Here is a 23,202-nt window from a genome sequence, read left to right as displayed (position 1 = left end):
TGGGAGGCGGCGGTGGCGCGAGGAGTTCAAAAAATGCGAGGGGTGGGGGGCTGGCAGAAACTCTGAATCATTTGCCGCTGGGGAGGGTCGACCGAGTGAAGCCCACAGACGGAGAACGTTCATGTCCACACCCGATGACCCAAGACCGCCCATTGAGATCGACGACACCGAGGACCGCATGGGCAGCGTCCACGAGCTGGATTTCAGCGAACGCCGCGATGAACGCCAGGGGCGTGTCGGCGACGAGCGACCGGCGCGGGAGATCGCCGAGGATTATCCGCCCCGGCGTGTCGCCGAAAGCGGGATGACCGGCGGCGAGGCGCTGAGCGACAGCCTGCACGAGGACAATGTCACCCTCGATGACCTGAGCCCCGATACGCTGCTCGATGAGACCGGTGCCCGCGATCCGGATGAGCCTGGCAGCGGCGGCCCGGCGGACAAGACCTTGCGCCAGGTGCAGGCCCACGAGATCGGTGGTGGGTTCGGCCTGGACGAGGCCGAACTGGCTCGCTCCGCGCCGCTGGACGGCGAGCTGTGGACCGATGACGTGGTACCCGATGACGAAGGGAGAGAGCCGAGATGAACGAGCAACGCTGTTCCTGCACCCATTGTTCTTGCACAGTGGATGCCAATGCTGTGGTCCAGGATGGCAAGGCCTATTGCTGCGAAGCCTGTGCGAAGGGCCATCGCAACGGCGAGCCCTGTCGTATGAGCGACTGCAAGTGTGGTGAGTTGGCTGAGTCGAAAGAATCCAATGTCGATAATGCACTGGATGAAACATTCCCGGCGAGCGATCCGATTTCGCCATGAGGCCCAGTGGCTGACAGATGTGAGACGGGAGAGCGACAGGACGTTGTTCAGATCATGTGGAAACTCACCCGTCACGCATCTGGTTTGAGTTACGCCCTCAATGGGTCTGCCAGACACCGTTGTTGCGTTCGCAATCGCTACGTGCCTGGCCCAAGCCAGGGGTGTCGTAGTAGTAGGTGATGATCCGCGCATCCTTGGGTAGTGCAGGGCGGGTGGCAGGCTCATCACGCCCAGCGGCATCGGGGTTGGCCAGCGTCTCCTGCGTCAGAGGCGCGATGCAGCTGCCAACGCTGCCGTCGGGGCAACGCTCCACCCGACGCTTCTGGCTGTTCAACATTTCCTTGCTTTCGTTGCTGCACGACCAGGCAATCGCCTCAGCGGGCATGTTGCCGTAGCTGTAACAGGTGTGTTGCTGCACCGGTTTGACCGCCTCGCTGGATGAGCGGGTGACCACGTCGCAACCTTCGGCCAGCACCTGCCCGCTGCTCAGGGTGCCCAGCATTGCCATGTACAGAGCGAATCGCATGATATACCTCCCGGGCACCAGGGCCCGTCAGCGCTTGTCGAGGGCTGCCCTGGCCTGTCTGCGCAAGGCCTTGGCACGCTTTTCGAGGATCAGGTAGGTCACCACCGCCATTAGCAGCGGGATCAGGTAGTACAACGTCCGATAGCCGAGCAGTGCGGCCACCAGGGTGCCTTGGCCTAGCTGGCCGTGGAGCAGCGCCAGGAATACGGCTTCCAGTACGCCGAGTCCGGCAGGAATGTGAGCGACCACGCCGGCGACGCAACTGATCAGCAACACACCCAGCACCGAGGGATAGAACAGCTCAGGGGGCAACAGCAGGTGAATCAGCGCTGCCATCAGCGCCCAGTTGCTTGCGCCCAGCGCCACCTGGCAGAGGGCCATACGCAGGCTCGGCAGAGTGACTTCGTGCCCGCGCAGCGCCCACGTGCGCCGCGTGGCGAAGGCACAGGCGCACAGGTATGCCAACGCTACCGCCACCATCAATACGCCGATCAGGCGCAGGCCGCTGGCACCCACCGCCCAGCTTTCCGGCAGTTTCACAAAGCTCAGGGCGAATACCGTACCGGCCAGCAGCAGGTAGCCCATCCAGTTGGTCAACAGCCCCAAGGTGATGATGCGGGTGATGGTTGGGGTATCCAGGCCCAGCCGGCTGTACAGGCGATAACGCAGGGCAACGCCACCGACCCAGGTGGTGAAGTTGAGGTTGAACGCATAGCAGACGAACGCTACCGGCAGTACCTGTCGGGCCGGCAGGTGGTGGCCTGTGTAGGCGCGGGCGAGCAGGTCGTAGCTGGCGAATACCAGGTAGCTGCACAGGGCCAGCAGCAACCCCAAGGCCAGGGTCGAGGGCCGGTACGCCAGCAGCGACTGGCGGACTTCGTTCCAGTCCAGGTTACGTGCCAGGGTGAACAGCAGTACCGGTATCAACACCAGGAACAGCACGGTCAGCAAGCGCTTGCCCCAGGTCTTCCAGCGTGAAGTGGCCATCATGTCTTGCCCCCATGGTAGTCGGCCGAGGCCTCGCCGTCGCCTTGCAGCGACTGCAGGCGCTGCCGGTGCGCCGGAAACCAGCCGGCGATCCGCGGGAAATAGCGCGTGATGTGGAAGCCCAGAAAGATCAGCGGGGCACGCCACCAGTAGCCGCGCACCATGCGCTCCAGCGTCACGGTCTTGCAGTGCTCCCGGCTCAGTTCGGTCAAGTGCTGGTACAGGTGTTCGTTGAACGCGGGGTCGCGAATCAGCAGGTTGGCCTCAAGGTTGAACGACAGGCTCAGGGGGTCGAGGTTGCTTGAGCCTACGGTGGACCAGTCATTGTCCACCAACGCAACCTTGCCATGGAGCGGCCGCTGGCAGTACTCATGGATGCGCACGTCGTCGCGCAACAGGTAGTTGTAGAGCAGCCGCGAGAGCGCGCGTACCCAGCGCATGTCCGGTTGCCCCTGGAGGATCAGCGTCACCTCGACCCCGCGCCGGGCGGCGTTGCGCAGTTCGCGCAGCAAGCGGTAGCCCGGGAAGAAGTAGGCGTTGGCCACGACGATACGATGCCTTGCTTCACGGAAAACCTGCAGGTAGCAGGCTTCGATATCGTTGCGATGGCGCTGGTTGTCGCGCTCCACCAGCACGGCGCTCGTCGGGCCTGAAGCGATGCCGCCCGGCTGAACCCTGCTGGCGGCATCCAGCACCGGTGCGAGCATGCGGCAGGAAGAAGCATGCACCTGGGCCACCACCGGGCCGACGACCTCCACGGCGTAGTCCTGCTTGGCCTGTGGGCCGAAGTCATCCAGGTGGTCGGCACTGTAATTGATGCCGCCAATGAAGGCGCGTTGCCCGTCGATCACCAGGATCTTGCGGTGCAAGCGGCGAAACAGGTTGGTGCGCATGCCCACCAGCCGTGGTTGCGGATCGAAGGAATGGAAACGCACCCCGGCCTCGGTCATCGACGAGATGAAATCGTCAGGCAGGTCGGCGGTGCCGTAGCCGTCCACCGCCACCTCGACCCGCACCCCGCGCCGCGCGGCATCGATCAGGGCGTGGCGCAAGGGTTGACCGACCTTGTCGTCGTAAATGATGAAAGTTTCCAGGAGGATTTCCTCGCGTGCCTGGGCCATGGCCTCGAATACGCGGGGGTAATACTGCTCGCCGTTTATCAGCAACTCGACGCGGTTGCCGTCGCACCAATTCAGTTTCATAGCGTCACCTGCGCCACCAGCGGGGCATGGTCGGAGAGGTGGGACCATGGGTATCTGGACAACACCCGTGCTTCGCAAGCTTGTGCGTTACGCAGGTAGATGCGGTCCAGCCGCAGCATCGGCAAGCGCGCGGGAAAGCTGCGTGCCGGCTTGCCGAAAGCTTCCACCAGGTGGCCCGACAGCCGCGCATCTGCTTTCAGGCGCCAATCGTTGAAGTCGCCGGCGACGATGACCGGCTCATCCGGCGGCAGGCTGTCCAGCAATGTCAGCAGCAGGCCGACCTGACGCTGACGATGCTCCTCACGCAGGCCCAGGTGTACGCAGACGGTGTGCACCTGTTCATGGCCCGGCACTTCCAGCTGGCAATGCAGCACGCCCCGTTCTTCGTTGCCATGGACCGAAACATCCAGGTTGTCATGGGCACGGATGGGGAACTTGGACAGCAGGGCGTTGCCATGGTCGCCATGGGGGTAGACCGCATTGCGGCCATAGGCGAACTGCGGCCACATGCTGTCGGCGAGGAATTCGTACTGGGGTGTCTGTGGCCACTTGGGATGGCGCTCGGCATGATGGTGATGAGTGCCGTGCACCTCCTGGAGAAACACCAGGTCGGCGCCGGTCGAGCGTACCGCCTCGCGCAGCTCCGGCAAAATGAAGCGGCGGTTGAACAGGGTGAAGCCTTTGTGCACGTTGAGGGTCAGTACCGTCAGGCGATGTACGGCGGTGACCTTGTCGATGATGCAGCGGGGGGCGGGCAGTGTCGGGTTCATAGCGGCTCCTGCGGCTCGACGCCTGGTTCGGTCACCAACTCGCCGTCAAGGCCTAGCTTGTCCAGCAGGCGGCGGGCATCGTAGGGGGCGTGGACTTTCTGGTCGTTGTCGAAGTAGCAGTAGACGTCACGGGAGGTGCGTTTTGCCGGAGCGCGGCGCACCACACGCTGAGCATCCTCAGGCTGGCTGCCCGCAGCCCAGGCCTGGATGCGCAGGCGCCAGCGGCGCAGCGCCCTGGCCGTGTAGCCGCTGCTGTACAGTTCGACATCGCCATGCAGGCGCAGGTACACGAACTCGGCCGTGACCTCTTCGACATAGGGCCATTTGCCGGCGCTGTCGGCGACCACCAGGGCAACCTTGTGCTTGCGTAGCAGGTCGATGAAGGTGTCGCAGAGGAAGCTGGGGTGGCGGATTTCCACGGCGTGGCGCAAGCGCGCATTACCCGGCACGGCCGTGCCGCCGTTGCCTTGCAGGCGTTCGGCGGCGTGGTGCGCAAGGCTGCGGGCGGCTTTGCGGTCGCGTGGCAGCTTGGCCAGAAAGTCGCTGAAGCGCTGCGCGTCGAATTTCAGATTCGGGGGAAACTGCCACAGGAAGGGGCCCAGCTTGTCACCCAGCAGCAAGGGGCCCGACGCGAAGAAGTTGGCAAGCGCCTCGTCGATTTCGCGCAGCCTGCGTACGTGGGTGATGTAGCGCGGCGCCTTGACAGAGAACACGAACCCCTCCGGTGTCTCGTCACGCCACTTGGCATAGCGCTCGGGCGTTTGCAGTGCGTAGAACGAACCGTTGATTTCGATGCTGTTGACTGCCCGCGAGGCAAACGCCAGCTCGTCGTCCTGGCGCAGCCCCTCGGGGTAGAAGTCCTTGCGCCATGGGCCATAGCGCCAACCGGAAATTCCGATGCGGATCTCGCTCACCATAAGTCCCTGCGCTCCTGTATGTAACAGTAGCGACAGGAACCGGGACCGGATTGTTCAGTGCGATTGACGAGTGGATGGCCATGCAAAAGGGAACTTTACCGGTGTTGCAATCCTCCACCGGATGCCTGGGTTCCACTGAGGTACACCATGAAGGAGGCTCAGCCATGAAGTTTGATCGGTTTGCACAATGGCTAGCCAACCATAGCGGGCGGCCGTTGACGTTCGTTATTGCCTTTATGCTGATCATTGCCTGGGGCGTAAGCGGGCCCTTGTTTCATTTCAACGACACCTGGCAGTTGGTCATCAATACATCGACCACGATCATCACGTTCCTGATGGTGTTCCTGATCCAGAATACCCAAAACCGTGATAGCGACGAGTTGCACATCAAACTTGACGAACTGTTGCGCACTACCCAACGGGCGCACAAGGCGTTGCTCGACCTTGAAGATATGGGGCCAGCTGAACTCCATGCGCTTCGTAAGCGATACCAGCAACTGGGGGAGCACGACGAAGCGGGGCCAGGCAGGGAGGACTCCCATTGACGTGTTCAAGATCAAGCCACGACATTGTTCAGACAGGGCAAGGCCGTGACGGTGAACAAACCACATTTCTCACACTTCGGAGACTAGATGATGAACAAACCCGACGATCAGCGGCAGAAAGGCCCCCATTCTTCCGATCATGCAACAACTGATCAGGACTTGGGTTTCGACCCGGACTCCCCTGATCTGGACGACCCTCAAGTGGACCCCCAAGGCCCCGCGAAAGCACCAAGGGACGTGGAAAAGAAACCGTGAGCCAAGCTACCGTGGACGCATGTCTGCCGCACATGGCATCCATCTGTTGCCCCGGCTGTTCAAGAGCCGGGGGCAGCACAGCTATCAGAATGTGTACTTCAGCGACAGCATCAGGTTGCGTGGCTCACCGTAAACGTTGCTCGGCACCGCGACAGAGTTGCTGAGGGCGTTGTAGTACTTCTTGTCGAACGCGTTGTTAAGGTTGACGCGCGCATCGATGTGTTCGGTCGGCTTGAACCCCAACATGAAGTCCACCAAGGTGTAGCCATCCTGCTCGATCATGAAGGTGGTGTTCTTGTTGTAGATTCGATTCTGGTGATAAAGGGAGGCTCCGACACGCCACTGGTTGTATTGACCCGGCAGTGTGTAGGACGTGCTCATCTTGAACAGATGGCGGGGTATGTCGGTGTCGAACAGACGGCCCTCGTTTTCTTTCTTGGTATCCTTGACATACTTGGCCTCGGCAAAAGTATAACCGGCAGCCAGTTGCCAATCAGGCGTCAATTGGCCCTGTACCTCCAGCTCTATGCCCTTGCTGCGCACTTTGCCTGCCGCCTCGTAGCACGGGGTAGTCGGGGCAGTAGGGCAACCGTCGGTAAACGATTTCGCACGGTTTTCCTGGTCGATCTGGAAGAGGGCAGCCGATGCGTTCAGTGCCCCGTCGAAGTATTCACCCTTGATGCCCAGTTCATGGTTTTTTCCGGTGATCGGCGCAATGATGTTTTCGGAAGCATCCTTGTAGTTCTGGGGTTTGAAGATATCGGTGTAGCTCACATACACGCTGTGATGCTCGTCGATGTCATAGATCAGGCCGGCGTACTTGGTGACATGCCGGGTGACTTTCAGCTCGCTCGGGGCGGTGCTTTTGTAGGGCGAGGTGGTGGTGTTGTCGTACCAGTCCAGGCGGCTGCCCAGGATCAGCTTCAGCGGGTCGGCCAGGCTCAGGCGTGTGGTGGCATAAACGCTGTTGAGCTTGGCGTTGGTGTTCTGCCAGCCGTACTTGTCCTGGCTCGGCGGTTTTGGTGTGGCGCCAGCATCCCAGTTGTAGAGGTCGATGTTGCTGTTCAGCAAGATGTTGTAGGGCACATCACCGTTGAACACCACCCGCCGGTGGCTGGCGCCGACCACCAGTTCGTGGTCTCGGTCCATCAGGCGAAACGGGCCGCTGGCATAGGCGTCGAAGCTGTTCTGGGTTTCCCGATAGTGCCCCGCGCCGACGAACTGGTTATAGGCCTGGGTGGTGGTGTTAGCGACCAGATAGGTGCCCAGCATGTCGAGGTCGGCCCAGGTTTTGGTGGCCGAGAGGTTGAGCTTCCAGCCATTGTCCAGAATGTGGTCCAGTGCCGCGTAGGCAGAGGTGCTGGTCTTGTCCCAATACTCCCAGTCGCTGCTCAGCGAAGTAGAGCGTGACAAATGCAGGTCGCTGCCGTCAAAGCCCACCGGCAGGCCGGTCCAGCCGTTGCCATTGTTGTTGTCTTGCTGGCGCGATGCACTCAGGGTCAAGGTGGTGCTGTCGTCCAGGTCGGCCTCCAGGATGCCGTAGAACAGGTTGCGTTCGTTTTCCAGTGTGTCTCGGTAGCTGTTGCCGGTCTGATATGCCGTCACCATTCTGCCGCGAACGGTTCCGCTGTCGTTGAGCGCGCCGGAGACATCGACCTCGGTGCGGTAACGGTCCCAACTGCCCATGCTGCCTTCGATGCTGGCCTGGAACTCGCGCGTCGGCCGCTTGCGGATCAGGTTGATCGACGCCGCAGGGTTGCCCGCACCCTGCATCAGGCCGGTGGCACCGCGCACGACTTCGACCCGGTCATACATGGCCATGTCGGCCGACAGCAGGTCCTGGGATACCTGTGAGCTGTCCAGGCTGGTGGGCAGGCCGTCGTACATGATGTTATCGAGGGAAAACCCCCGGGCGTAGTACGAGGATCGTTCGGGGCCAGTCCGGCGCAGGGTGAGCCCAGGAGTGTTCTGCACCACCTCGTTGAGGTTGGCGAGGTTCTGGTCCTCGATGCGTTGGCGCGTGATGACCGTGACCGATTGTGGCGTCTCGCGCAGGGACAATGGCAGTTTGGTCGCCGTCTGCGCTGAACGTGAGGTGTACGAACCTGTGCCTTCGGTGGTGCCAGACAGCAGTGCGCCGGTTACGGTAGTCGCCCCCAGTTCCAGGGCACCTTCGCTGTCCGCTGCCACTTCTATGATGTAGCTGTCCTCACCCTTGAGCACGCGCAGGCCGGTGCCGGTCAGCAACTGGGCGAGGCCATCGCTCACCGAGTAGGTGCCGCTGAGCCCCGCGGTATGTTTGCCAGCGGTCAATTGTGCGTCTGCGGACAGCAAGATGCCGGACTGGCTTGCGAAACGGTTCAGCGCCTGATCAAGGCCCCCAGCCGGGATGGCGTAATGGCGTGTCTGTTCACTTGCGTAGGCCAGTGCGGCAGGCATGGCAAGCAATAAAGGGGCGCCGCCGAGCAAGCTGGCAAGCAGGATGTGGCGGGTCAGCCGTGAACGGGTTGGCGTGGGCAGGTGCGACACTCTGAACGATCCTCTTGAGAAGGCTTGTTGATGGGTTTCAAGAGGTATCCCGTACAACTCGACCAAAACGACAACACCGCACAAACTCTTTTTTGCCATTCCAGGCTGGCAGCAAACGGCCAGCAGTCTTGTGCGTTTCTAAGCCGGGCTGACATTGACCCAGAAGCGCGTCAATCTCTGTATTTTTACGGGCAGCGACTGCTGAACTGCCATCAGCACGCGGTCGGTGTCTGCCAAGGGAAACACCCCCGTCAGTGGCAACTGCGCTACAGCGGGGTCGCAGCGAAGCACACCGGGACGATGGCGAGCCAGCTCGGCGACGAAGTGCCCCAGCGGCATGCGCTCGGCGATCAAGCGGCCGTCTAGCCAGGCGATGGTGTTGAGGTTGGCTGGCCCGAGGTCGCCGAGGCGATTGGCGGAAAACCAGCGACTTTGTCCTGCGTGAAGGCGGCTGGCGGGCGACTGCCGCGGACGCAGCTCCAGCTCGCCTTCAAACAGCTCGACGTGGCTGCCATCCTCACGCTGGTACACGGAAAAGCGTGTGCCCAACGCCTGGATTTCTCCCGCTGCAGTTTCAACGATCAGCGGGCGATGCGCCGGGTCATGACCACTTTCAAGCAACAACTCCCCAGCGAGCAGGCAAATGCGCCGTTCCGACGCGTTGTACCGGATATCAACCGCAGTGCCGCTGTTCAGGCTAAGTTGGCTGCCATCGTCCAGCGAGCGTTGCAAGCGTTCGCCAGTGCCGCTGCGCAGGTCTGCCGTGGCTTCGCGCCAAGGGGATTGTGAATGGACCAGATAGCCGCTCCCGCCGGCCAACAGCAGCGTGCCGAGCAGCTTGAGCGCCTGCCGACGACGCGCATCGGGCAGCTCGCGCAGCACCCCTAGTGCTGTATCCGCTGGGACACCGCTCAGGGTACTTTGCAGGCGCTCCAGGCGTCGCCATGCGCGATCGTGCTCCGGGTCCGCGGCGCGCCATTCAAGAAAGCGCTGCTGTTGCGCCGCTTCGAACTCACCGCTCCATTGCAGCATGAGCCAATGGCTGGCCTGCTCGACGATTGCGGGGGAGAGGGGGGCTTCGCTGACGTTCTTCATTCAGCGTACAGGACCTGATAGCAGGCAGTGATGGCGCGGAGCATGTACTTTTGCACCGAGCTGACGCTGACGTCCAGCCGCGCTGCGATCTGTGTGTAGGTCAGCCCTTCAAATTGCGACAGCAGGAATGCCTCGCGTACCTTTGCAGGCATCTTGTCGAGCATGGCGTCGATCTGCATCAGGGTTTCGATCACGATCGCGCGGGTTTCCAGTGACGGCGTTTCTGGCTCGGGCAGGGCGGCGATGCTCTCCAGATACGCTTGGTGGATACGCTGGCGACGCCACTGGTCTATGACCAGATTGCGGGCGATCTGCACCAGGAATCGACGGCCGTCGCGCTGTTCCGGCAGGCGGCGGGTTACCAGCAGGCGCAGGAAAGTGTCCTGAGCGATGTCCGCCGCCCGCTCGCGATCACCCAGGCGGTGGCGCAGCCAGCCTTGCAGCCAGCCGTGGTGGTCGCGATACAGGCTGTCGATGGGTTGCAGTGGGGCGTCGATGGGCACTTCACCTTTCCGCTAATCAGATGCATATGGGAATTAATCGCGATTGTAAGGTGGTGGGCCGGTTTTGCAAACCGTTGCAGCAACCGTCAAGTGATTGCATGCAAACGGCGCTGGCGTGTTGAACTGGCAAACCAGGTATTTGCCAGTTCACGGGTCGGGCAGCTAGCCAGCAAGGGCCCTGATCAATTGCTCGCTTAAGGCGGGGATATCATCCGGCTTGCGGCTAGTGATCAGGTTGCCGTCCACCACTACCTCTTCATCGACCCAGTCACCACCTGCATTGCGGATATCATCCTGCAATGTCTGGTAACTGGTCATCCGTTTGCCCTTGGCCAGTCCACTCGACACCAGCAGCCAGGCGCCGTGGCAGATCACCGCCAGCGGCTTGCTGGCCGAGTTGTGGCTTTTCACCAGTTTCTGGGCGCCAGGTATCAGGCGGATGGTGTCGGAATTCTGTACCCCACCCGGTAGCACAATGGCATCGTAAAGGTCGAGGTGGGCGCTGTCGAACGTCGCGTCCACCGCAAACTCGTCGGCCGGCTTGTCATGGTTCCAGCCGCGGACAGTGCCTTCCTTGTCACTCAGGATGTCGATCACGGCCCCGTTTTTCTCCAAGGCTTCACGCGGTCCGGTCAACTCCACTTGTTCGAAGCCATCGGTGACCAAAAAGGCTACGCGCTTGCCACTCAGTTTTGCACTCATCGTTCTATCTCCGTTTTCGCCAGGTGTGGATGTGGGACGTCTCGGAAGGGGTGAGAAGTTCCAATGCACTGCTTCAGCGGTAGGGAGGCTGACCGGCTGACCGTTGCAGTTGAACAATTGCGCGGGGCCTGGGCTCTCACTAGCAGGGATAGAACGAGGCGGCCGTCATGAGCATCGAACGCAGCATTCCTGAACTTGAAGCCTGGTACGCGCAGTACGACGACATCAGCTACCGGCGCGAATCGCCGGATGCCTACCACCACGAACTGGTTCGCACCGCCGAGGCGCTGCGGGACGACGGCGCGATTGACTGGGATGACTGGTTGGCGCTGAAGGCACTGGCCGACGAGGCACATATACGGGCACTGGAGGATGCCGTACAGGCTCACGTGAGCGACCCTGACGCATGAAAGCGCTGAAGATCGCCACCTTCAATATCAATGGCATCCGCAGCCGCCTGCCCGCGCTCTTGGCCTGGCTGGAGCGGGAGCAACCGGACATTGCCTGCTTGCAGGAGCTGAAGGCGGCCGATCAGCAGTTTCCGCGCCAGGCCATCGAAGCGGCAGGTTATGGCTGCCTGTATCAGGGGCAACCCTCCTGGAATGGCGTGGCGATCCTGGCGCGCGATAGCGAGCCGCTGGAGGTACGTCGCGGGCTGCCCGGCATGCAGGACGATCAGCAGAGCCGCTATCTGGAGGCTGCGGTGCACGGTGTATTGGTTAGCTGCCTTTACATGCCCAATGGCAACCCGCAACCTGGCCCCAAGTTTGATTACAAACTGCGCTGGTTCGAGTGCCTGATCAAGCATGCCCAAACACTGCAGGGCAGCAGCCACCCTGCGGTGTTGGCGGGCGATTTCAATGTTGTGCCGACCGATCTGGACATCTATAACCCGCGCTCATGGCTCAAGGACGCGCTGCTGCAACCTGAATCGCGGGCGTGTTTCCAACAATTGCTGGCGCAGGGCTGGGTCGATGCTGTTCGTCACCTGTATCCCGAGCAGCGCATCTACACGTTCTGGGACTATTTTCGCAATCATTGGGCGCGCAATGCCGGGCTGCGCATTGATCATCTGCTGCTCAACCCCAGTCTCAGCCCTTATCTGAAGCGGGCGGGTGTGGATGCCTGGGTGCGCAACGAAGCCAAGGCCAGTGATCATGCACCGGTCTGGATCCAGTTGAGCGGGCGTCGCCAGCAGCGCTAGCTGCCAGCGCAGATGCCCGCTGGAACGGGCGGATTGGAAAGGCCTCTGGGCACACATCGGGAAAGTTACACGCACTTCACCTCATCGCGTTCATCTTCAGTCATCAGCGTCGTCTATGCTGATCATTCACCCATGATGCTTGCGATTACACCGAGGACCCGACGTGCGGCTCTATGCGTTCATTACACAGCACATCGAGCTCATTCTCGAGGCTTTTGAGGATTTTGCTCGCACCGTCGAGACCCCTATGCCGGATCTTGATGCTGCAGGCCTGCGTAACCACGCTGAAGCCATGTTGCGAACCGTTGCACTGGACATGGCATCCTCACAGACAGCCCGCCAGCAGTTTGAGAAGTCTCGAGGCATGCAGGCAACGAGCTCGGTCGAAACAGCCGCTCAGGCCCATGCTGTTACCCGGCTGAGTGCCGGGTTCACGCTTGATCAAGTGGTCGCAGAGTATCGTGCGCTGCGCGCAAGTGTGCTGCGTCTTTGGTTTGCGCAGCAGAGGGCTGATGAACCCCATGCTATCGATGATATGGTTCGTTTCAACGAGGCCATTGATCAAGCCTTGAGCGAATCCATCACCTCGTACGGCATCGCGGTGGAGACAACACGGAAACTGGTACTGGGTGTACTTGGGCATGATCTACGAACGCCGATGACGGCAGCCCTTCTGGGCGCCGAGATGTTGAGCCGTAAAGGTCAGCTGAACGAGCGCGACCGAAAAATTGCAGACCAGATTGCGGCCAGTGTGACACGATCCAGGCAAATCGTGACTGATCTACTCGATCTCGCCAAAGCGAACCTGGGGACTGGCATACCCATCCAGAAAGAACCTGTCGACCTTTCCCAGGTGTGCCATACGCTTGTGGACGAGCTTCGCATTTCCCGCACTGAGATCACAGTTGTCCTGAAGGGCGGCCAGCAAGCATTTGGCCAGTTTGACGTCACCCGGATGGGGCAGGTGTTTTCCAACCTGATAGCCAATGCGTTTCACCACGGTGATCATGCCAGGCCCATCACCGTAACACTGACCCAACGCCCTGAGGCAGTCGAGTTCAGCGTACATAACTGGGGCAAACCCATTGCGCCGGATGTTGTGCCTCATCTATTCAACCCTCAGGCCAGGTACTCCCGATTGGCGTCGGAACATCACGAGGCATCCGGTGGGCTGGGTCTTGGCCTGTTCATCGTCGGCGAGATCGTGGCCCGGCATGGGGGGGCTATCGACGTGGCATCCAACTCGTCATCGGGCACCACCTTCGCGTATCCCTGCCCCTGGCATGAGCTGGTCACGCCGTCGCTTCCAGTTGCGTATTTTTTCGCCAGCCTCGCAGGTTCATGGCACAGAGGCAGAATTGCAGGATGATCAATGCCCAGGCTTCAGCTTGCCAGCCCCAGACGGCCCACAACACGTTGCTTGCGATAAAACAACAGAAACCTGCCTTCCTCCGCCCCGGACGGCGCGAACCGATGCACCACGCTGCCAGCACAGTCATCAACATCGCAGGCCATTCAAGTAACCCAATCCAGTATTCCATGACACCTTCCGACTGATGATGGGGTATCTGAAGCCGATCACCTGCCACGCGCTGAGCGCTGGCAGGTGATCGCTTGACTACGCCGCTCGCTGCTCGCCCTTGAGCATCTTTTTCTGCATTTCCATGGCTTGCCCAAGCTCCTCGAGGGTGTCCTTGCTGAGCAGCTTCTTCGCGGTGGGGAACAGTTCGCCTTCCTCTTCCTCGATGTGATGCTCCAGCAACTCTTTCATGACCTTGACCCGCCCGGCGAATTCGACGGTGCCGGTTTCGGTATGCAGGAGGTCGGGCAGAACGAGGGCGTCGACAGTGCGGTGTTCTTCCTTGGCCTCGTAGTACATCTTCGCTTCTTCCTTGCCACCCGCTTGCTTGATGGCCGGGTAGAGTATTTCTTCCTCGAGCGCGGTGTGGATCTGCAACTCCTGCTCGATCCTGTGGAGTAACTCGGCCCGTTTCTTTACGGCACGCTCGGTAGTGGTCGACAGCTCTTCGAGCAGCTTCTTCACGAGCTTGTGGTCCTGGATCAGTAAGTCGATAGCGTTCATGGCGTTCCTCATCACGGATTGAATCAAGCACTTGCTCGAGGTTGAGTACACGCAGAAAGAAACGGTTCAATGATTAAGATGGCTGGCATCCCCTCAGGCGCGCCCGCTGCCCTCGTTACGCAGACCGCCTCTAGCCATCTCTGCGTCGTGAATGTGTGAGTGTGAAACCCACAAGGACTCCCAACGCCGCTGCACCGATCAGCAGCGGCGTTTTGTGTTTTGACTTCCTCCAGCCTCCGTCGATATCCCTCTTGCCATTCGGAGGCTCAAAGAGGTTTCCCGATGAGTCTTCGGCCTTGGGACTGCGATTTATCCAGGCGCCACTGTCAGGCGCTTCTCGTTCCGTACCCGATGCACCGGGGGCAACTGGGACAATGGTGTCGCTGGCCTCGATCCGTAAGAGCTCAAGGGAAGTGCCATCGACCAGGGTCAATGTCAGCCCTTCGACCGTGCCTGCCTCCCGGTTTGGAAAAACGGGTTCACCTGCGGCATCCAGGCTGTCATAGATGAAGCGTGTACCTTCAAGCCAGCCCACGGCGGTGAGAAGTTCAGGGCCGAGATAATACTTCCCGTCCTGGAAGAAGCCTGGAAACTGATGAGCGCGCTCCACGTTTTGCACGCGATAGCGTTCGCCGGATTTCATGCCTGTCGCTTGATCGATCATGTTGAAAACCCCTGTAAATGCAGCTGGCAGATGTCAGCCTTTGCTGTGCTCGTCGGAGGTGGGCCCTGTACCTCGCTTGATGCCGCGCGGGCCAGCAACGCCCCAGATTCCCAGGCCGACTACCGGCAGCGCGAGGATCAGCAGGGCCCAGGCCGCTTTGACTGCATCTGACTTGTCGCTTCTGAAGACGCTGACGATGGCCCACAGATCGATGAGCAAGAGGATTGCCGCCACGGCAATCCAGAAGTAGCTGGCAAGACCGTTCATGACTTCACCTCCTCTATACGTAGTCAGGGCCCAAGGTGCCGGGTGCAGCGCCTGGCACGAGGATGACCTTGCGGCAGTTGTCCTGCTTCTGATCGAACACCTTGTAGCCCATGGCTGCTTCTTCGAGGGCGAGGCGGTGAGTGACGATCAATTCCGGTTGTAGACGGCCTGCTTCGATGTGTTCCAGCAGTTCAGGCAGGTATTTCTGGACATGGGTCTGGCCCATCTTGAAGGTAAGGCCCTTATCGAACGCGTCGCCGAACATGAACCCGTGAATGAAGCCCGCGTACATGAACTCGTGGCCAAAGATATCACCCGCTTCGGGCTCTGGAATTTTGCCTCGGTCGAGGTGCAAATCGGAGCCGCAAATGGCGGTGGCAGTCACCTTGAGGATGATGTCGTCTTCTCGCTCGATGATGGGATCAGGGACGTTGTCGACCCTGACGTCGTTTGCTCCGTGGTAGGTCAGTGCTCTCATGCTCCTAGCTCCTGCATCACAAAAATCGTGGGGGTATGCAGGGGAAGCTTCCAGGCCATGCAAAGTTCAAAACAACAGCTTCAATGGCGATGCTTGAGAACGGGCAGACTGGTCCTGTCTGGGCCATCCACCGACCGGCGGCTACCGAGATTCCCCGATTTGCCAGCAACTTGCACTTGATCTCACTAGGGTCATTGGCCCCCAAAATTCGGGTATGCAACTGCTCATGCAGTGCCGGGCTCTGCTGATCTGAGGCGAACCGATGGCTAATAAGCCCCTGTGATTGAACGAGTCGCAGCATGGAAACGTCTTCAGGGAAGAAGTCCATTTCTCTGTGTCGCGAGAGGGTGGGTGTTGATGGGTAATGATGATACGAGTGTGTGCATGCGGGACAAACGAAAATGCAGAATCAAATCCAGGGCAACGATAATCTGCCTTCGAAGCGGCAGGGTACTGCTTGTTCGGAAAAAAGGCGGCAAATGGAATTTCCCAGGTGGTTTGATTGAGCCTGGTGAGAGCCCTCATGCAGCTGCGGCAAGAGAGCTACGTGAGGAGACATCCATTGAAGGGCATGGCCTGCTTTCTTTGTGTTCAATCAGAGTGGGGTCAGTTGTGCATCACATCTTCACCACCCGATTCCACGAAAATGAGAAGCCCGTTGCCGACCATGAAATTGTCGCGTGTAAGTGGGTGCTTCGCGAAAAGCTTACCCCTGAATTGCTGAATTCCGCAGCTGCCGGGCTCTTGGCAACGCGGTTGCCTGCTCTGACCGCCTGACCAAGGCTGCAAAGTTGTACAGGAAAATAAGTTTGTATCGAAAATCAGACCGGCTGTCTGTTACCTGTATGACTACCGACTACGTCATTGAACTGCCTCCCAGCTTTGCTATGTTGAGGTTTCCGTATAAGACTAAAGTCGTAGGAGGGCGGCATGCGTGTTCGAGGTGATGTGTTTTGGGAATGGGCGGATCCAGTGCTTCATCATCGTACCCATGACGAGGAGCTCGATGACGGCACCACGATTGATGTGCAGGTCAGGCTCTCGCGCACCGGTCAGACGCAAATGTTCATCGGTGTGTATGCCGGCTGTGGAATGGCATTGCACGAAGAAGCGTTCAATTCTCGTCCAGGCGAGTCCATGACTCGAGCTCTGGCCTGGGGTGTTGATAGAGCCAGGCGCCTGGCCACGGATCAATGGCGCAAAGCGGTGCAGGTGGCCTAGGACAGGGTGTAATTCGAGGTTGATCGTTAGACACAGAGGCTGACGGCCAACTGTTCAAGGCGAACTGCTGCATCTGAATTACGGACGGTGAAGAAACCAGGGCTCTCCATCGCCCTGGTGGACTTAGCGGTTGTCTTCCGTCATCCCGCTGTCTTCGTCCTGAATAGCTTGCGACCCTTCGTCCATACCTTGCTCCCGGTCAGATTTGCTGCCAGAGGTATGCCCTCCTTGACCACCGTGTTGGGTTCCACCACCGGCACGCTGAGGATTATCTTCCTTAAGGTTACCGCCGCTGCCTTGCCCTGTTTGTTGATCCTCAGATTTCCCTCCGGGCATTTGACCGCCTTTCTGGCCGGTTTCCGAAGCCTTCTCACGGTCGTTTGCAAAACTACCAGGGTTGGTTTGCGCGGCGCCGCCTTGCTGACCCGCCTTGTCTTGATCGTTCGCCATGATCATGCACCTCGTGTGTTCACACAGAGAGCCTGTGTTTTCTTCCGATGCCCCGCGAGTACTGGAAGCTCCTTTTACTTTTGTACCTGCTGACAGGGTGCGCGAAAGGTCGTCAAGGGCAACCTATTGCGTGATAAAGAACCCTGCCATGGCTTAGCGGTTGTGGCGCGTCGACGATAGCCCAAAGCGGGTGGGCGACTCGGCCCCTGTCCGATTACAGCACTTTATCGAGCGTGATCGGAAACTCCCTTATACGCTTGCCTGTGGCATGGTAGACCGCGTTCGCCACCGCAGCGGCCACCCCGACAACGCCGATTTCGCCTACGCCCTTGGACCCCAGTTCGTTGACAATGTCATCGTGCTCTTCAACGAAGATCACTTCGATATCCCCGCAGTCTGCATTGACCGGGATGTGGTACTCCGCCAGGTTGTGATTGATGATGCGGCCCAACCGGTGGTCGGTCAATGCGGCTTCGTGCAGCGCCATGCCCACCCCCCAGACCACGCCCCCCAGGATCTGGCTGCGTGCGGTTTTGGGGTTGATCACACGGCCTGCCGCCACAGCGCTGACCACCCGGGCTACCTTGATCGTGCCAAGGTCCTCGTCGACGTGAACTTCCACGAATACCGCCGAATGGGTGGCGGTGGAGAACGGTTGGCGCCTGGCGCCGGGCTCGGCGTCGATCTGCACTTCGAATTTACCGTTGGGGGCGCTCGCCACGATGTCCGCCAAAGCCCAGCGATGGTTGCCCGCGTGCAGGTAGCCCTCGGTGAAAACGATCTGCTGCCGGGGTGTGTTTGCCACCTGGGGGTATATGTTGCGCGCGTGTTCCAGCACCTGGGTGCGCAGGACATGGCAGGCTTGGCGCACGGCCGAGCCCACCGACGACACCGTGAACGATCCGCCCTGAAGCGGGGCGGTGGGCAGTGAGGAGTCACCCAGCATGAAGGTGACATCCTGCACTTTGACGCCAGCTGCGTCGGCGGCGATCTGAGTCATGACGGTATAGGTGCCGGTCCCGATATCGGTGGTGGCACTGCTGACGGTCAGGTGGCCCTGGGCATTGATGCGCGCCTTGGCACTGGCCTTCATCTGCATGGCTTCCCAGACGCCGCCGGCCATCCCCCAGCCGACCAGTTGGTTGCCATTGCACATGCTGCGCGGTTGGGGAGTGCGGTTATGCCAGCCAAAACGTTCGGCACCTTGCTGGTAGCACGCCAGCAGTTCCTTGCTGGAGTAGGGCTTGCCCTCGTTGGCATTGTTGGCGGCAAAATTGCGGCGGCGCAGCTCTACCGGGTCGATCTGCGCAGCACAGGCGAGCTCATCCATGGCGCACTCCAGCGCAATCATCCCGGACGCGGCCCCAGGCGCCCGCATGTCCAGCGGGGTGTACACATCAAGCGAGGCCAGGCGGTAACTGAGCGCAACGTTATCGCACTGGTACAGCATGCCGCTCCATTCGACCAGGTGTTCGGTGAAGTCCTCGAAGCGGGAGGTCTGGCCAAGCGCATCATGAGCGATCGCAAGCAAACGCCCGTTTGCGTCTGCACCCAGGCGCATGCATTGTTCGGTGCGGGGCCGGTAGCCAAAGGTGAACATCTGCTGGCGGGTCAGTGTGACGCGCACCGAGCGCTTCAGGTGCAACGCCGCCATCACTGCCAGCGGCAACTGGTACTGCGGGCGCAAGCCCGAGCCGAAGGCGCCGCCGACGAACGCCGCGCGCACACGAATGTTTGCCTTGGGCAGGCCGAACACCTTGTGCAGGTAGTCCTGGCAGTTCTGCGTGCCTTGGGTCTTGTCGTGGATTTCCAGAGTGCCGTCGGCCTTGTAGTGCACGGTCGATGCATGGGGCTCCATCGGGTTGTGGTACTCGTTGGCCGTCAGGTACGTGGCATCCACCTGCACCGGCGCTTCGGCAAACTGCCCGGCGAAGTCGCCACGCGGCGCCGGTGTTTCGGCGGGGGCGGCATGCGATTTTTGGCATGCGCCCAGGTCTGTCTGGTGAGCCTCCTCGGCATAGTCGATTTTGATCAGCGAGCCTGCATAGCGGGCCAGTTCCAGGGTTTCGGCGATCACTAATGCCAACGGTTGCCCGCTGTACAGCACTCGATCATTGAACAAGGGCCGAAAAGGCGCCCCCTCGGCAGAGTCGGCATCGCTGTAGTCGTCGTCATAACTGGAGACAGGCGGACGATGGCCATGGTCGAGCACGGCGATTACCCCGGGCACGCGCATGGCCTGCGTGCTGTCGATGCCGAGAACCCGACCGCGGGCGATGGTACTGGACACGACGCTGCCGTGCAGCAGGCCCGTCTGGGGGTATTCGCCCGCATAGCGGGCCTGCCCGGTGACCTTCGCCACACCGTCCACGCGGTCCAGGGGCGTGCCGACTACGGGTGTGCTTGTGATCATGGCCGTGCCCCCCCGTTAGCGGCGCCGCGCGCCGCGTCATCCAATGCCCGCACGATTGCTCGCTGGGCGAGCGTTACCTTGAAACCGTTGTGGCTCAGGGGTTGTGCGCCTTGCAGCAACGTTTGCGCGGCGCGGTTGAAGAGCGCTTCAGAAGGCACCTGGCCGGCCAGCAGGCGCTCCACAGCCGGGTCCCGCCAGGGTTTGTGGGCAACGCCGCCCAGCGCCAGGCGCGCCTGCTGGATCACGTCGCCATCGAAGTTCAAGGCTGCAGCGACTGACACCAGCGCGAACGCGTAGGAAGCGCGGTCGCGTATTTTCAGGTAACGGTAATGGCGTTCGAACACCGGGGGCGGCAGCTCGATGCCTGTCACCAGCTCATCGAATGCCAGTTGATTGTCGCGCTCGGGGGTGTAACCGGGCAGGCAATGGAAATCCGCGAAGGGTATCTGCCGTTCGCCGGACCGCCCCTGTACGTGCACTACGGCTTCGAGCGCTGCCAATGCCACGCACATGTCCGAGGGATGGGTCGCGACACAGGCATCGCTGGCACCCAGAATGGCATGGATGCGGTTCATGCCTGCACGCGCAGGGCATCCGCTGCCCGGTTCGCGCTTGTTGCAGGGGGTGCCGGTGTCGTAGAAGTAGTAGCAGCGGGTACGTTGCAGCAAGTTGCCACCGGTGCTGGCCATGTTCCTCAACTGCGGCGATGCCCCCGCCAGGATCGCGTCTGACAACAGTGGATAATGCTGCTCGATCAACGGGTGCCAGGCCAGGTCGGCATTGCTCACCCGCGCACCGATGAATACGCCGCCGCCAGGGGTAACGTGAATGCCGTTCAGCCCAAGGCCGGAGATGTCGATCAGGCGCTCGGGGCGCACCACGTTTTCCTTCATCAGGTCGACCAGGTTGGTACCCCCGGCGATGAAGTGCGAACAGGCGTCAGCCAGGTTCACCGCTTCGCTGACTGAGGCGGGCTTGTGGTAGCTGAAGGGCGTCATGGGTGCTGCCCTCGTGGTGGTTGGGCGCTGTCCGTCATCAACGGCAGGGCTTCTTCTACCGCAGCGACGATGTTGCCGTAGGCGCCGCAGCGGCAAAGATTGCCGCTCATGTGCTCGCGAATGGCCTCGCGGGTGTCGGCACGTCCCTCGTGAACCAGCCCGACCGCAGAGCAGATTTGCCCCGGGGTGCAGTAACCGCACTGGAACGCATCGTGGGTAATGAAGGCGCGCTGCATGGGGTGCAGGACGTCGCCACTGGCCAGCCCTTCGATGGTCACCAGGTCGGCCCCGTCGCACATGATGGCCAAGGTCAGGCAGGCATTGACGCGCTTGCCGTCGCGCAGCACCGTGCAGGCGCCGCACTGGCCGTGGTCGCAGCCTTTCTTGGTGCCGACCAGGTCCAATTGCTCACGCAGCAGGTCAAGCAAGGTGACCCAAGGATGCACCTGCAGTGTTCGGGGCTGACCATTGAGGGTCAGACGGATGGGGTGCTTTGCAGCCCCGTTTGAAGCGATCGCGGTCATGGTAGGTCCTCACGGTCAGGGTTCGCGCAGTCTGCTGCGTCTCTGTTGTGCGACCGGGCCGGCAGATCAAACGTTCAGCCGGCTCGCCGGGGTGCCGATCACTTCTTGCCAGGCAGCACCGAGCCGAGCACCTGCTTGGCTGTCTGCACGATGATGCCCGCCTGGTCGGGGTCGCCCTTTAGTAAGGTACTGGCAAATTTCTTCGCCTGCTCCAGCTTGATGTGGGGTGGCAGGGGTGGCACGTTCGGGTCGGTCTTGAACTCGATCAGTACTGGCCGATCAGCAGCCAGCGCGCGCTCCCATGCAGCGGCAACGTCCTCTTCGCGATCTACGTAGATACCTTGCAGGCCAATGGAAATGGCGAAAAGATGGTAGGGCACGTCGGGGATCGACTGCGAAGCTTCGAACTTGGGGTCGCCCTCCATCACCCGCTGCTCCCAGGTCACCTGGTTGAGGTCCTCATTGTTGAACACGGCACAGATCCATTGCGGGTTGTCCCACTGCTGCCAGTATTTGGCCACGGTGATCAGTTCGGCGAGGTTGTTCATTTGCATCGCCCCATCGCCCACCAACGCAACTACAGCCCGTTGCGGATGGGCGAATTTGGCTGCAATCGCATAGGGCACTGCGGCGCCCATGCAAGCCAGGCCGCCGGACAGCGAACACTGCATACCCTGGCGAATCTGCAGGTCGCGCGCAAACCAGTTGGCACAGGAGCCGGAGTCGCTGGTGATGATGGCGTGGTCGGGCAGGCGAGGGGACAGTTCATGGACCACGCGTTGCGGGTTGATCGGGTCCGCCTTGACCAAGGCGCGCTTGGCCACGGTCTTGTCCCACTGCGTACGCCAGGTTTCCACCTTGTCGCGCCAGCGCCGGTCGGTCTTGTGCTCAATCAATGGCAACAGTGCGCGCAATGTTTCGCTGGCGTCGCCGACCAGGTTGACCTCCATCGGGTAGCGCAGACTGAGCATGTCGGGTTGCAGGTCGATCTGCACGCCTCGCGCCCGGCCTTCCTTGGGCAAAAATTCGGAATAGGGAAAGCCGGAGCCGATCATCAGCAAGGTGTCGCATTCGGTCATCAGCTGATAACTGGGTTCGGTGCCGAGGAGGCCGATCGACCCGGTGACCCATGGGAGGTCGTCCGGCACCACAGCCTTGCCCAGCAGCGCTTTGGCCACCCCGGCGCCGAGTTTTTCGGCAATTGCAATGACCTGCTCTGTCGCCTGCAGTGCGCCGGCACCCACCAGTATCGCCACCTTGTGCCCGGCATTGAGCACCTCGGCGGCGCGCTGCAGGTCTTCGTCGAACGGCAACACCCTGGGCTTGCTGTAGCCGATGCCGGAATGCACCGTACCGTGGGCCCTCGGCGGTTCGTCATAGGGCAGGTCCTGCAGGTCGTTGGGCAGGATGATGGCGGTGACGCGGCGTTCGCCGACAGCCGTACGCACTGCACGGTCAAGCAGGTGGCGCACCTGCTCCGGTGTCGATGCCTGCTGAACGAACGCACCGGCCACGTCCTTGAACATCGACAGCAGGTCCAGCTCTTGCTGGTAATGCCCGCCCAACGCCGCCCGGGCCTGTTGACCGACGATGGCCAGCACCGGCTGGTGGTCCATGCGTGCATCGTACAGGCCGGTGAGCAGGTGCGAGGCGCCCGGGCCGGATGTGGCCATGCACACACCGAGCTCACCGGTGAACTTGGCATGGGCGCTGGCCATGAAGGCGGCCATTTCCTCATGGCGGGCCTGAATGAATTCAATCTTGCCGTTGGCCCGGCTCAGCGCGCCGAACACGCCATTGATGCCGTCGCCGGGGTAACCGAAGATGCGCCGTACGCCCCATTGATACAAACGCTCCACCAGAAAGTCGCCTACCGTGCCGGTCATTGCCTGCTCCCGTTCAGTTATCGATAGGCGTCTGGACTTGGCACGTGCCGGGAAAGTTTCAACGGTATGCGCAGCGGTCTGGCAGCTGGAGCCTGGTAAAAGCCGACAGGCTCGAAGGTGAACCGATAACCCACAAAAATGCTGTGGGCCTTGCACTGCGCCAAAAGTTTCCC

The 23,202-nt window shown here is 60.9% G+C and carries 26 protein-coding genes and 3 pseudogenes; 9 read left to right on the top strand and 20 right to left on the bottom strand.

Annotation, left to right across the window (positions count from 1 at the left end; genetic code table 11):
• The first annotated feature begins 121 nt into the window (after positions 1-121).
• Positions 122-583 (top strand): hypothetical protein, encoded by a 462-nt coding sequence (locus ACN6NG_RS16985; protein ID WP_054888251.1) that lies wholly within the window; start codon positions 122-124, stop codon positions 581-583.
• The gene (locus ACN6NG_RS16980; protein WP_016486327.1) at positions 580-810 is read left to right on the top strand and encodes a metallothionein; all 231 of its coding nucleotides are present in this window, start codon (positions 580-582) and stop codon (positions 808-810) included. The genes ACN6NG_RS16985 and ACN6NG_RS16980 overlap by 4 nt, the downstream gene beginning before the upstream one ends.
• Before the next feature lie 97 nt (positions 811-907).
• Here the strand turns inward: ACN6NG_RS16980 and ACN6NG_RS16975 are convergent, their stop codons facing one another.
• Genes ACN6NG_RS16975 through ACN6NG_RS16955 form a run of 5 tightly spaced genes read right to left on the bottom strand, consistent with a single transcriptional unit; the run spans position 908 to position 5,212 of the window.
• Positions 908-1,336, bottom strand: coding sequence for a hypothetical protein (locus ACN6NG_RS16975; RefSeq protein ID WP_016486328.1), 429 nt, complete (start codon positions 1,334-1,336; stop codon positions 908-910).
• A gap of 27 nt (positions 1,337-1,363) precedes the next feature.
• A complete protein-coding gene (locus ACN6NG_RS16970; RefSeq protein ID WP_210015133.1) occupies positions 1,364-2,323 on the bottom strand; it encodes a lysylphosphatidylglycerol synthase domain-containing protein in 960 nt (319 codons plus the stop codon).
• Positions 2,323-3,525: a cardiolipin synthase ClsB gene (clsB, locus tag ACN6NG_RS16965; RefSeq protein ID WP_210015121.1), complete on the bottom strand. Its 1,203-nt coding sequence runs from the start codon at positions 3,523-3,525 to the stop codon at positions 2,323-2,325. Before clsB ends, ACN6NG_RS16970 begins: the two co-directional genes overlap by 1 nt.
• On the bottom strand, positions 3,522-4,295 hold the full coding sequence (locus tag ACN6NG_RS16960; RefSeq protein ID WP_210015122.1) for an endonuclease/exonuclease/phosphatase family protein: 774 nt from the start codon (positions 4,293-4,295) through the stop codon (positions 3,522-3,524). The genes clsB and ACN6NG_RS16960 overlap by 4 nt, the downstream gene beginning before the upstream one ends.
• Complete coding sequence (locus ACN6NG_RS16955) at positions 4,292-5,212, bottom strand: DUF72 domain-containing protein (protein ID WP_016486332.1); 921 nt, start codon at positions 5,210-5,212, stop codon at positions 4,292-4,294. Before ACN6NG_RS16955 ends, ACN6NG_RS16960 begins: the two co-directional genes overlap by 4 nt.
• 164 nt (positions 5,213-5,376) lie before the next feature.
• On the opposite strand from ACN6NG_RS16955, the gene ACN6NG_RS16950 reads away from it, so the two are divergent.
• Entirely contained in the window at positions 5,377-5,757 is a 381-nt protein-coding gene (locus tag ACN6NG_RS16950) for a low affinity iron permease family protein (RefSeq protein WP_016486333.1), read from the top strand.
• 90 nt (positions 5,758-5,847) lie between these two features.
• The gene (locus ACN6NG_RS16945; RefSeq protein WP_176393845.1) at positions 5,848-6,012 is read left to right on the top strand and encodes a DUF6021 family protein; all 165 of its coding nucleotides are present in this window, start codon (positions 5,848-5,850) and stop codon (positions 6,010-6,012) included.
• Positions 6,013-6,096: 84 nt separating this feature from the next.
• On the opposite strand, the gene ACN6NG_RS16940 is transcribed toward ACN6NG_RS16945, so the two are convergent.
• From ACN6NG_RS16940 to ACN6NG_RS16925, 4 genes are all read right to left on the bottom strand, one after another.
• Positions 6,097-8,541 (bottom strand): TonB-dependent siderophore receptor, encoded by a 2,445-nt coding sequence (locus ACN6NG_RS16940; protein WP_210015134.1) that lies wholly within the window; start codon positions 8,539-8,541, stop codon positions 6,097-6,099.
• Positions 8,542-8,679: 138 nt separating this feature from the next.
• The gene (locus ACN6NG_RS16935; RefSeq protein ID WP_054888254.1) at positions 8,680-9,636 is read right to left on the bottom strand and encodes a FecR domain-containing protein; all 957 of its coding nucleotides are present in this window, start codon (positions 9,634-9,636) and stop codon (positions 8,680-8,682) included.
• The gene (locus ACN6NG_RS16930) at positions 9,633-10,139 is read right to left on the bottom strand and encodes a sigma-70 family RNA polymerase sigma factor (protein ID WP_016486336.1); all 507 of its coding nucleotides are present in this window, start codon (positions 10,137-10,139) and stop codon (positions 9,633-9,635) included. Before ACN6NG_RS16930 ends, ACN6NG_RS16935 begins: the two co-directional genes overlap by 4 nt.
• 162 nt (positions 10,140-10,301) lie before the next feature.
• The gene (locus tag ACN6NG_RS16925) at positions 10,302-10,841 is read right to left on the bottom strand and encodes a type 1 glutamine amidotransferase domain-containing protein (RefSeq protein WP_210015123.1); all 540 of its coding nucleotides are present in this window, start codon (positions 10,839-10,841) and stop codon (positions 10,302-10,304) included.
• A gap of 167 nt (positions 10,842-11,008) precedes the next feature.
• Between ACN6NG_RS16925 and ACN6NG_RS16920 the strand changes: the two genes are divergently transcribed.
• The 3 genes from ACN6NG_RS16920 (at position 11,009) to ACN6NG_RS16910 (ending at position 13,414) form a co-directional block, all read left to right on the top strand.
• Complete coding sequence (locus ACN6NG_RS16920; protein ID WP_016486338.1) at positions 11,009-11,251, top strand: hypothetical protein; 243 nt, start codon at positions 11,009-11,011, stop codon at positions 11,249-11,251.
• Positions 11,248-12,045, top strand: coding sequence for an exodeoxyribonuclease III (gene xth / locus ACN6NG_RS16915; RefSeq protein ID WP_054888256.1), 798 nt, complete (start codon positions 11,248-11,250; stop codon positions 12,043-12,045). Before ACN6NG_RS16920 ends, xth begins: the two co-directional genes overlap by 4 nt.
• Positions 12,046-12,208: 163 nt before the next feature.
• Positions 12,209-13,414: a sensor histidine kinase gene (locus tag ACN6NG_RS16910; RefSeq protein WP_474315064.1), complete on the top strand. Its 1,206-nt coding sequence runs from the start codon at positions 12,209-12,211 to the stop codon at positions 13,412-13,414.
• Here ACN6NG_RS16910 and ACN6NG_RS16905 read toward each other — a convergent pair.
• The 6 genes and pseudogenes from ACN6NG_RS16905 to ACN6NG_RS16880 form a co-directional block, all read right to left on the bottom strand.
• On the bottom strand, positions 13,338-13,586 hold the full coding sequence (locus tag ACN6NG_RS16905; RefSeq protein ID WP_080641017.1) for a hypothetical protein: 249 nt from the start codon (positions 13,584-13,586) through the stop codon (positions 13,338-13,340). The two genes, ACN6NG_RS16910 and ACN6NG_RS16905, sit on opposite strands and share 77 nt — an antisense overlap.
• A gap of 77 nt (positions 13,587-13,663) precedes the next feature.
• A complete protein-coding gene (locus tag ACN6NG_RS16900) occupies positions 13,664-14,128 on the bottom strand; it encodes a hemerythrin domain-containing protein (RefSeq protein WP_016486340.1) in 465 nt (154 codons plus the stop codon).
• A 316-nt stretch (positions 14,129-14,444) separates the two neighbouring features.
• Positions 14,445-14,792, bottom strand: a pseudogene (locus tag ACN6NG_RS16895) (SDR family oxidoreductase); the annotation flags it as partial.
• Between the two features lie 33 nt (positions 14,793-14,825).
• On the bottom strand, positions 14,826-15,059 hold the full coding sequence (locus ACN6NG_RS16890; RefSeq protein WP_016486342.1) for a PLDc N-terminal domain-containing protein: 234 nt from the start codon (positions 15,057-15,059) through the stop codon (positions 14,826-14,828).
• 13 nt (positions 15,060-15,072) lie between these two features.
• Positions 15,073-15,351 (bottom strand): annotated as a pseudogene (locus ACN6NG_RS16885) (glutathione-dependent formaldehyde dehydrogenase); the annotation flags it as partial.
• 9 nt (positions 15,352-15,360) lie between these two features.
• A pseudogene (locus ACN6NG_RS16880) lies at positions 15,361-15,537 on the bottom strand (glutathione-dependent formaldehyde dehydrogenase); the annotation flags it as partial.
• Between the two features lie 357 nt (positions 15,538-15,894).
• On the opposite strand from ACN6NG_RS16880, the gene ACN6NG_RS16875 reads away from it, so the two are divergent.
• Positions 15,895-16,314, top strand: coding sequence for an NUDIX domain-containing protein (locus tag ACN6NG_RS16875; protein ID WP_223817393.1), 420 nt, complete (start codon positions 15,895-15,897; stop codon positions 16,312-16,314).
• A 153-nt stretch (positions 16,315-16,467) separates the two neighbouring features.
• Positions 16,468-16,758 carry a hypothetical protein gene (locus tag ACN6NG_RS16870; protein ID WP_016486344.1) on the top strand — a complete coding sequence of 97 codons (291 nt, stop codon included), beginning with the start codon at positions 16,468-16,470 and terminating at the stop codon, positions 16,756-16,758.
• A gap of 123 nt (positions 16,759-16,881) precedes the next feature.
• Here ACN6NG_RS16870 and ACN6NG_RS16865 read toward each other — a convergent pair whose 3' ends face one another.
• The 5 genes from ACN6NG_RS16865 to ACN6NG_RS16845 form a co-directional block, all read right to left on the bottom strand.
• On the bottom strand, positions 16,882-17,208 hold the full coding sequence (locus ACN6NG_RS16865) for a KGG domain-containing protein (protein WP_024717780.1): 327 nt from the start codon (positions 17,206-17,208) through the stop codon (positions 16,882-16,884).
• Positions 17,209-17,422: 214 nt separating this feature from the next.
• Positions 17,423-19,621: a xanthine dehydrogenase family protein molybdopterin-binding subunit gene (locus tag ACN6NG_RS16860; protein ID WP_210015125.1), complete on the bottom strand. Its 2,199-nt coding sequence runs from the start codon at positions 19,619-19,621 to the stop codon at positions 17,423-17,425.
• Positions 19,618-20,619, bottom strand: a complete 1,002-nt coding sequence (locus ACN6NG_RS16855; RefSeq protein WP_210015126.1) for an FAD binding domain-containing protein — start codon at positions 20,617-20,619, stop codon at positions 19,618-19,620. Before ACN6NG_RS16855 ends, ACN6NG_RS16860 begins: the two co-directional genes overlap by 4 nt.
• Positions 20,616-21,143 carry a (2Fe-2S)-binding protein gene (locus ACN6NG_RS16850; RefSeq protein ID WP_016486348.1) on the bottom strand — a complete coding sequence of 176 codons (528 nt, stop codon included), beginning with the start codon at positions 21,141-21,143 and terminating at the stop codon, positions 20,616-20,618. Before ACN6NG_RS16850 ends, ACN6NG_RS16855 begins: the two co-directional genes overlap by 4 nt.
• 98 nt (positions 21,144-21,241) lie before the next feature.
• A complete protein-coding gene (locus ACN6NG_RS16845) occupies positions 21,242-23,029 on the bottom strand; it encodes a thiamine pyrophosphate-requiring protein (RefSeq protein WP_016486349.1) in 1,788 nt (595 codons plus the stop codon).
• Positions 23,030-23,202 lie beyond the last annotated feature (173 nt).

The sequence above is a fragment of the Pseudomonas sp. TSO6 genome (assembly GCF_056098905.1).
This window is presented reverse-complemented; position numbering and strand designations above follow the sequence as displayed.